1 protein-coding gene is annotated in these 1,410 nt (G+C 53.3%); it reads left to right on the top strand.

The features are described from left to right. Positions 1–1,410 (top strand): helicase-related protein (locus tag N5O98_RS26010; RefSeq protein WP_269496159.1); only part of this gene is annotated, 1,410 nt, incomplete at both ends.

Here is a 1,410-nt window from a genome sequence, read left to right as displayed (position 1 = left end):
GTTAGAGAAAGTGGAACACGCCATCAAGTCGCGCACAGATGACGTGGTGGACTTCAAACAGATGGGCATCGACCACATTTTCATAGACGAGAGCCACCAATTCAAGAACTTGACTTTCAACACCCGGCATGACCGTGTGGCGGGGTTGGGAAACTCGGAGGGGAGCCAGAAAGCCCTGAATATGCTTTTTGCCATACGAACTATACAGGAGCGTACGGGCAAAGACTTAGGGGCTACGTTCCTGTCCGGCACGACTATTTCCAACAGTCTGACGGAATTGTACCTGCTCTTTAAGTACCTGCGCCCGAAGGAACTGGAACGGCAGGACATCCGCTGTTTCGACGCATGGGCGGCTATCTTCGCCAAGAAGACGACCGACTTCGAGTTCAACGTGACAAACAACGTGGTGCAGAAGGAGCGTTTCCGCTACTTCATCAAAGTGCCGGAGCTTGCCGCCTTTTACAACGAAATCACCGACTACCGCACGGCGGAGGACGTGGGTGTGGATCGTCCGCACAAGAACGAGATACTGCACCACATACCGCCTACACCCGACCAAGAGTATTTCATCAAACAACTGATGGAATTTGCCAAGACAGGTGACGCGACGTTGTTGGGCAGGTTGCCGCTGTCTGAAACGGAAGAGAAGGCTAAGATGCTCATCGCTACCGACTACGCGCGGAAGATGGCTTTGGATATGCGCATGATAGACCCCAATTACGAAGACCACTCCGACAACAAGGCGAGCCACTGCGCCAAAATGATAGCGGAGTATTACCACAAATACGATGCGCACAAAGGAACGCAGTTCGTGTTCTCCGACTTGGGTACATATCAGCCGGGGGAAGGATGGAACGTGTACAGCGAGATAAAACGCAAGTTGGTGGAGGATTACGGCATACCGGCAAGTGAGGTGCGCTTCATTCAGGAGTGTAAGACGGATAAGGCTCGTAAGGCGGTGATAGATGCCATGAACGCAGGGACAGTGCGAGTGCTGTTCGGCTCCACAAGTATGCTCGGAACGGGCGTGAATGCGCAGAAAAGATGCGTCGCCATCCATCACCTTGATACACCGTGGCGACCGTCCGACCTGCAACAGCGTGACGGACGGGGTGTTAGAGCCGGGAACGAGATTGCCAAGCATTTTGCCGAGAACAACGTGGATGTCATCATCTACGCGGTGGAAAAGTCGCTGGACAGCTACAAGTTCAATCTGCTGCACTGCAAGCAGACGTTCATATCGCAGCTCAAAAGCGGAGCGATGGGCGCACGTACCATCGACGAGGGAGCAATGGACGAAAAATCGGGTATGAACTTCTCGGAGTATATGGCGTTGCTCTCCGGCAATACCGACCTTTTGGATAAGGCGAAATTAGAGAAGCGTATCGCCTCGCTCGAAGGGGAACGCAA

It is taken from the genome of Bacteroides sp. LFL-34 (assembly GCF_027257075.1).
Lineage (GTDB): Bacteria > Bacteroidota > Bacteroidia > Bacteroidales > Bacteroidaceae > Bacteroides > Bacteroides ovatus.
This window is presented reverse-complemented; position numbering and strand designations above follow the sequence as displayed.